At 48.1% G+C, this 7,857-nt stretch carries 6 protein-coding genes; 5 read left to right on the top strand and 1 reads right to left on the bottom strand.

Features of this window, described 5'->3' with window-relative positions; translation table 11 throughout:
- Positions 1-941 precede the first annotated feature (941 nt).
- The 3 genes from hslV to OC187_RS03685 are packed head-to-tail and all read left to right on the top strand — an operon-like array spanning position 942 to position 3,668.
- The gene (gene hslV / locus OC187_RS03695) at positions 942-1,514 is read left to right on the top strand and encodes an ATP-dependent protease subunit HslV (protein WP_262998200.1); all 573 of its coding nucleotides are present in this window, start codon (positions 942-944) and stop codon (positions 1,512-1,514) included.
- Positions 1,515-1,516: 2 nt separating this feature from the next.
- Positions 1,517-2,962, top strand: a complete 1,446-nt coding sequence (gene hslU, locus OC187_RS03690) for an ATP-dependent protease ATPase subunit HslU (RefSeq protein WP_262998205.1) — start codon at positions 1,517-1,519, stop codon at positions 2,960-2,962.
- Positions 2,963-2,966: 4 nt separating this feature from the next.
- Positions 2,967-3,668: a class I SAM-dependent methyltransferase gene (locus OC187_RS03685; protein ID WP_262998199.1), complete on the top strand. Its 702-nt coding sequence runs from the start codon at positions 2,967-2,969 to the stop codon at positions 3,666-3,668.
- Positions 3,669-3,702: 34 nt separating this feature from the next.
- Here the strand turns inward: OC187_RS03685 and metG are convergent, their stop codons facing one another.
- Complete coding sequence (gene metG / locus OC187_RS03680; RefSeq protein ID WP_396124720.1) at positions 3,703-5,265, bottom strand: methionine--tRNA ligase; 1,563 nt, start codon at positions 5,263-5,265, stop codon at positions 3,703-3,705.
- Between the two features lie 248 nt (positions 5,266-5,513).
- Between metG and OC187_RS03675 the strand changes: the two genes are divergently transcribed.
- On the top strand, positions 5,514-6,752 hold the full coding sequence (locus tag OC187_RS03675; protein ID WP_262998204.1) for an aspartate kinase: 1,239 nt from the start codon (positions 5,514-5,516) through the stop codon (positions 6,750-6,752).
- Positions 6,753-7,058: 306 nt separating this feature from the next.
- Positions 7,059-7,847, top strand: coding sequence for a cytochrome c oxidase subunit II (gene coxB, locus OC187_RS03670; protein WP_262998196.1), 789 nt, complete (start codon positions 7,059-7,061; stop codon positions 7,845-7,847).
- Positions 7,848-7,857 lie beyond the last annotated feature (10 nt).

Raw genomic sequence — 7,857 nt, 5'->3', positions numbered from 1 at the left:
TCTTCAATTCACACAGATTCAGTATCCTCCCAACTCCATTGCTGGGGGGGCTTTCTGCCACGTCGCTCTTCACTATAGACTCTTCCTTTTCCATAACACCTTCTGACATAAAACTCCCTTCACCAAACCCAATAAGTACAATTTAATTAACTATTCCCGAAGACAGCACGCCACCCCCAGTTCTAGGAATACCAAACCTGAGCGCAAAGCGCTGGAGCACACCAAGCCTCCATCAGCATCACCACTTCACTGAAAATCTGAGCCAACAGTACCTTATGCAGAAGCCGCCACATCACACCGAACAACTCCTCAGGCACAGCAAGCCAACGCACAAAACCACTCCCACTAGGGAAATTTTCGGATGAACCCCGAGCCCGGAATCTATACCATAACTCTTCACCGCACAAGCACATTTTTATGCCAGATCACGCAAAAAGACTCCCCCTCTCCTACATGCGCTGCAAAGTAGCACCTACAACACAGCCAACAAAAAAACACACTGCACGGCCGCAAACCTAGACATAACCGGCAGGCACTCCCACAAAACGCAAAGAAAATTTCACAAACACGGAAGCGGTGCAGCGTTGTAAGCAATACCAAAAGTCCACACCCACACCGCGAGTGTATCACATTTTTGTCCCCTAACAACAAAATCAATAGTGTTTCAACAATAAAATTTACACAGCATAGGTATTTTTCTACGCAACCGATTCCACTATGTTGTCTGTAGAACCCCACCGCAAGTTCCTCGTATAGGCCTCCAGGGCATTATTGCAAATTCTCACAAATCTTAACTGGATTTCAGTGGAGCGAGAGTGCATAATCCTGGACACCTTTGTATTTTTGGTGCAATGTAATCGAGCTTATGGTAGTTAGTTGCTTGAGCCAGCGCTAGTCCCGTCTCTCGTCGTTTTAAGTGGAGTCTCACAGGGAGTTTTGTCATGAATCACAGAGACAACGACTACACAATGTACGGAACTACTATCCTGTGTATAAGAAGGGGTAGCAGCGTGGTGATCGCGGGCGATGGACAGGTTTCTATGGGTAGCGCGATAATGAAAACTTCCGCAAGGAAGATCAAGCGCCTCGCTGATGACGCGGTGATAACCGGGTTTGCAGGGGCTACAGCTGATGCGTTTACTCTGTTCGAAAGGCTGGAGTCTAAGCTGGAAAAGCACCCAGGTCAGTTGATGCGCGCGTGCGTTGAGCTGGCAAAGGATTGGAGGAGAGATAAGTATCTAAGAAGATTAGAGGCCATGATGATAGTTGCAGACAAGTCTGTTTCCCTGGTAGTTTCTGGTAGCGGAGACGTGCTAGAGCCAGAAAACGGAATTGCAGCCATAGGGTCGGGGGGAAACTTTGCCCTGTCAGCAGCTAGGGCGCTTTGTAGCGCCAGAGATGAGCTTGCCTTAGACATGACTCTGGAGTACATAGTCACAGCAGCTATGACTGTTGCCTCGGAGATCTGTGTCTATACTAACAATAATATTATCATGGAGAAAATAGAGGGGTAATGATGTATTCCGGCGAACCAGGCGTGGGCGTTGGCAGCTCAGAATCAGATGAAGGTAAGAATCCCAACCAAAGCGGCGGTTGCGGGCCTAAAGGAGCCGGGATTGAAGGCAGCGCAGAGCCCGGAGAGGAACATGAAGTGCGTGATCTTTCCCCTCGCCAAATAACCAGGGAGCTTGATAGGTTCATAGTAGGTCAGGAAGAAGCAAAAAAAGCAGTGGCTAATGCGCTTAGGAGTCGCTGGCGCAGAAATCGCGTACCTCTTCCACTCAGGGACGAGATTATCCCCAAGAATATACTGATGATTGGACACACCGGCGTGGGTAAAACGGAGATAGCTCGCCGTTTGGCTAAGCTCGCACAGGCTCCATTCATCAAAGTGGAAGCCACCAAATTTACCGAGATAGGTTACGTTGGGCGCGATGTTGACTCAATAATGCGTGACTTGGTTGACAGAGCTGTTCTGCTAGTTAAAGAAAAGCACAGGAAGGTGGTAGCTAAACAGGCACAAAAATCCTCTGAAGAAATCATACTCAACTGCCTGGTCGGTGTTGAAGCAAGTGAAGAAACGAAAAGTGCCTTTAGAGAAAGGCTCAAGGCTGGAGAATTTGAGGACTCTGAAATTTCTATCAGCGTGAAGGAAAACAAGAATGTTCAGCACTCTTTCGATGTACCGGGCATGCCCGGTAGCCAGGTGGGAATCATGAACATCAACGAGATAGTGCAGAAAATGCTTGGGGGAAATAAGCAGTTTAAGACGTTTAAAACCACGGTAAAAGAGGCAAGGGAAATCTTGCTCGATGAAGAGACAGAAAAACTCATTGATGAAGACAAGATAGTCAGAGAAGCGCTGCACATCGCAAGTAACGAAGGCATAGTATTCTTGGATGAAATAGATAAGATAGCTGCCAGGACTGAGGTGAGAGGCGAAGTAAACAGAGAAGGCGTTCAGCGTGATCTCCTACCGCTACTCGAGGGAACTAGTGTAAGCACAAAGTACGGCACAGTAACCACTGATCATGTTCTGTTCATAGCATCTGGCGCATTTCACCTGGCTAAGCCCTCGGACCTATTACCGGAATTGCAGGGACGCCTGCCTATTAGGGTTGAGCTCAAGCCACTCAGCAGGGATGACCTGATAAGAATTCTTACTGAGCCGGAGTCAAATCTACTAAGGCAGTACCGCGCCCTAATGGAAACGGAAGGCGTGAATGTGGAGTTCACTGAGGATGGGGTACTTGCAATAGCAGAAATAGCTTCAACTGTTAACCGAGAGGTAGAGAACATCGGCGCCAGAAGGCTACACACAATACTGGAAAAGCTTATGGAAGACATTAGCTACTACGCTTCAGAAAACAAAGGAAAAACCTACGTTATTGACGGCAATCACGTGAAAGAAAAGCTTGAGGATATTTCGCGGCAGATGGACCTATCAAAGTTCATACTCTAGCGCAATGCCGCTACAGCCGGAAGTCAATGAGATCTTTTCCACAGTAGCGCCGCGCTATGATCTCATGAATGACTGTATGAGCTTCGGATTACACAGGCTGTGGAAGCGAGAATTATGCAGGAAGATCGTACGCGGCACCGGCGCATTGCTGGATGTGGCTGGGGGAACCGGGGATATAGCAGTGCGGGCTTTAGTGAGGCATAAAGGCCTACACGTAACTGTTTGTGATATCAACCCAGATATGTTGGAAGTTGGAAGAGATAGAGCAATCAACGCTGGTTGCGCTAACATAAACTGGGTGTGCGCCAGTGCAGAGAGCCTACCCTTTGCTTGTAACTCTTTTGATTATTACACAATCACCTTTGGGATACGCAATATACCAGACAGAAAAAAGTCCTTAAAAGAGGCATACCGCGTACTTAAACTTCACGGAAGATTTCTCTGTCTCGAATTTTCTCCCGTAGAAAAGCAGGGATTATTTAGGGCATTGTATGATCTTTATTCCTTCCACGTCATACCAAACATGGGAAAATTAGTTGCGGGAAATTCTGACGCATACACATACCTGGTGCGTAGCATAAGGGAATTCCCGTCCCCAGAAGATTTTTCTCAGGAAATAGCAGATGCAGGCTTCTTTAACGTAACTCACCAAAGCATATGTAACGGCATAACCTCGCTCCACAGCGCGTGGAAAGTACAGGGATAGGACCAACCAAACGTGATCCAGGTGCACCTCGCGCTTACACAAGATCAAGCTTGCGGAACGCGGGCACTGGATCACCCAGGGCAATGTTGTGTTGACAAGCTTCGGAAAAACACTCGAACCGTCTTTTATTTTCAGGAAGTGCCACCTGGCTCAGAACCTGAGATGCAGAACTAGGAATAAAGGGCTGGAGCATAATGCCGATACACCTTATGTACTCAAGTAGCTTAAACACCACTGCCTGCGCAAGCTTTCTATCTGTTGCAAACAGTTTCCACGGGGCTCTTTTTGCAACATACTCATTGGCCGCAGAGGACAGACCCATAACAAACCTGAGCGCTTCGAAAAAGCGATACTCAGACATATACTCCTTATACTGCCCCAGCACCGCTTCATAGTCCATCAGGGCTTCCTCTCCCCTAAGCAGCTGGCTTTCCACCTCCGGAATTTTTCCTCCGCACTCTCTGTGCACAAGCGTTATAGTACGCTGGACTAGATTACCAAAGTTGTTAGCCAAATCGCAGTTTATACGCTCAACAAAACTCACGTCATTAAAGCTTGCATCATTCCCTATTGGGGTCTCGCTGAGCAAAAAATATCTGCAATTATCAAGGCCGTACTTCTCTATCAATGCGAATGGATCTATTACATTGCCCACTGATTTCGATATTTTTTGGCCTTCATTCAGCCACCAGCCGTGCGCCAACACCCGCTTGGGTAACGGTAGCCCAGCAGCCATTAAAATAGCCGGCCAGTATACAGCGTGAAACCTCAGTATATCCTTACCCACAACGTGTGTGCTTACCGCACTGCTGCCTTCCCAGTAGTTTTTATAGTCTGCATGCTCAACTTCAGGAAACCCCAACAATGCCAAGTAGCAGCATAGCGCGTCCACCCAGATGTATATTATATGCTCGGCGTCATTTGGTACTTCAATCCCCCAAGATAGGCTTTTCTTCGACCTAGAAATGGATAGGTCTCGGAGCCCAGACTTTACAAAGCTTATTACCTCATTGAATTTACCCTCCGGAACTACGAACCCCGGATTAGCCGCATAGAACCTAAGTAGAGGTTCTTGCCACTCAGACAATTTGAAGAAATACCCTGGCTCCTCGATCCACTCCACCTCAGCGCCCGTTGGGGCCTTACCATCAATTAAGTCACGCTCTTGGTAAAAAGTCTCATCACGGACCGAATAAAGCCCGGCATAGTGCCCAAGATATATCTGATCGTTGCTTCTAAGGCGCTCCCACAGCGCAAGCACAGCCCGCTTATGCCGCTCCTCAGTAGTGCGTATGAAGTCATCGCAACTAAAGTCAGAAACTTCTACAAGCTTCCTAAAGGAATCACTTATTTTATCCACAAATTGGCGCACCGGTATACCCTCGGCGCGGGCCATACCCTCAACTTTCTGGCCATGTTCATCAGTGCCAGTAGTAAACTTCACCTGACCGCCGCCTAGGCGCCTGAACCTCGCAGCAACATCGGATATCAGAGTCGTGTAGAAGTGCCCTATATGCGGCGTATCGTTAACGTAATATATTGGAGTCGTAACATAAAAGCACTCACTTCCCCCCACTAGAACCCCCGAAGCTACCATACCCAGAGCCGGGTATGGTAGCAAAACCTTGCCCCTTCTTCAAGCGGTAACCACTTTTGTGTACCGAGCGTGTCTCCCACATCAAAGAAAGTGCACACCCCTCGCCATAACAATGGCATCCAAAACACAAGACTCGCCGGGCATCTACCTCTTGTAAGCCTCACCTATGAAGTTCGCTTATGAAATTATTTGTCCAACAATCAACAAAGCTGCTACAATCCACAACTGTGCGATATGTAACTTTGGACATGGGCAGAATCCTTGTAAAAAAGTTTGGAGGCACATCCCTAAAAAATATAGAATGCATACTGCGGGTTGCCGGAATAGTACAGCAGTACGTGGAGCGTGGTTATAGGCTGGTGGTTGTAGTCTCAGCCATGGGTGGTTTCACGGACGAGGTTGTCGCAAGCGCACGGGAAGTTGCAGATCTGGCATCAGGCACCCAGCTCTCGGAATATGACGTGGCAGTATCTTCTGGGGAACAGATATCGTGCGGTCTTCTAGCGCTCGCCTTGCAGAATAAAAACATCAAGGCAAAGTCTAGAATGGGTTGGCAAGTACCAATAAAAACAACGGCAGAGCACTCAAGAGCTAGGATTACGGAGATAGATGCAGATTCCTTGCTGAAACTTTTGAATGAGTACGAGGTTGTGGTTGTTGCGGGATTTCAGGGGGTCCATGATTCACATATAACGACCCTGGGTAGAGGAGGCTCAGACACATCCGCGGTGGCTATAGCCGCTGCACTCAATCTGGATACATGTTATGTTTATACGGACGTCACAGGAGTGTACACAGCAGACCCAAGCTTGGTTCTGAATGCACGTAAGCTTAATCACGTAACGTATAACGACATGGTAGAAATGTCGGCATCTGGTGGGGCAATATTGCACGCACATTCCGTGGAAATAGCCATGCGGCACGGTGTGCGCATCTATGCCCTGTCAACTTTTCAGGAAACAAAGGGCACGTTGGTGTCTTTCGAGCGTGAGGAAGAAATGGAAAGCAAAATTATCACCGGAATCACTGCAAGCAAAAAAATAGCATGTGCGTCGTTGATTCAGGTACCCGCAACCCGGGGTATGGCAGCAGTACTCTCCCCCATAGCGGAAAACAACATAGACGTTGATATAATAACACAAACCATGTGTGGCGAGTTTTGCAACATTACTTTCACCGTCCGGGAGGAAGATCTGCACAAAATTCAGGACATCCTGACGCGGCACAGAAACAGCATAATGTATGAACGCCTCATGGTCATAGACAACCTGGCAAAGGTTTCTCTGGTAGGAACCTGCATGATATCGCGTCCTGGCGTGGCAAGCAGGGTTTTCAATGCGTTAGCGAACAGCGACATAGCCGTACTAGCAGTCTCCACTTCTGAGATGAAAATCACCGTTTTGATAGATGCACAGAATGCCGAATCGGCACTAAATCTCCTCCACACGGAATTTGCATTAGACCGTGAAAGCGTGCCCTGCGTGTAGGCCTGCTACGCCTAGCACCCTACACGTGGATTTTAGATTTGTGTCACGGACACACAGCTGCAGTTTCATACTACGAAGCTTGAGTATACACCCCCTCTGTATGGCATTGCACAGCGCCGCTTCTGGGGAAGCTTCATTTCTCATGTTGTTTGCGCATCAGGTGGAATTATTCCCCCCGCTGTACGTGGTTAAGGGTGTGTTACCCCAATCAGCGGTTGCCGATCATGAGGAATAAAAGCCTTGCCATTTCCACTACTGCAATGTACCATCCGGCGGTGTATTTTGGCTTTCGCTGGGTTTTTCCTTATGCTCCGTGCGCTCATTGTGGGTGTGTTGTTTTTTTGCGAATTGCTGCTAGGATCCAGCTTAGAGGCTAGTGCACCACGCCCGTGGCAGATTGGGTTCCAGGAGCCCGCAACAGAAATCATGGAGCTGATAGCTAAGTCTCATAATTTCACCATGTTGGTTATGTCTGCAGTCGCGGTGGTCGTCTTTTCTCTAATGGTATACGTGCTTATCAAGTTCCGGCGAAGGAGAGGTGAAGAGGTAGAGTTCAACAACAGAAACTCACACAACGTCACTCTTGAGGTGTTGTGGACCTTGGTCCCACTGCTAATTGTTGGGCTTCTCACCATAAGCAATGTGAAACTCATTCGAAAGGAGCAGCAGATTCCCAAGGCAGATGTTGTCGTAAAAGCTATAGGCTATCAGTGGTACTGGTCCTACGTGTACCCTGAAGCTGGAATACGGTTTGATAGCTATATGAAAAATGATTCCGATCTGAAGAGTGGAGAGTTGCGCCTGCTCGAGGTAGACAATCGGATGGTAGTACCCGTAGGTGAGGTGGTTTTGTTACAGTCAACTGCTGGAGATGTAATACACAGTTGGGCAGTCCCAGCGCTGGGTATCAAAGTTGACGCAATTCCCGGAAGGTTGAACGAAGCGTGGTTTTCGGTCAAGAAGCCCGGAGTTTACTATGGGCAGTGTTCCGAGCTCTGCGGTAGACTGCATGGTTTTATGCCTATAGTGGTTGAGGCAGTAACCAGAGATAAATTTGACGAATGGGTGGCAAAGCAGAAGGATAGCGCTGGGTGACCTTGCCCAC

The sequence above is a fragment of the Anaplasma capra genome, from assembly GCF_025628805.1.
Classification (GTDB): Bacteria; Pseudomonadota; Alphaproteobacteria; order Rickettsiales; family Anaplasmataceae; genus Anaplasma; species Anaplasma capra.
The sequence above is the reverse complement of the archived record's forward strand: the minus strand, read 5'-3'. Positions and strand labels throughout refer to the sequence as shown.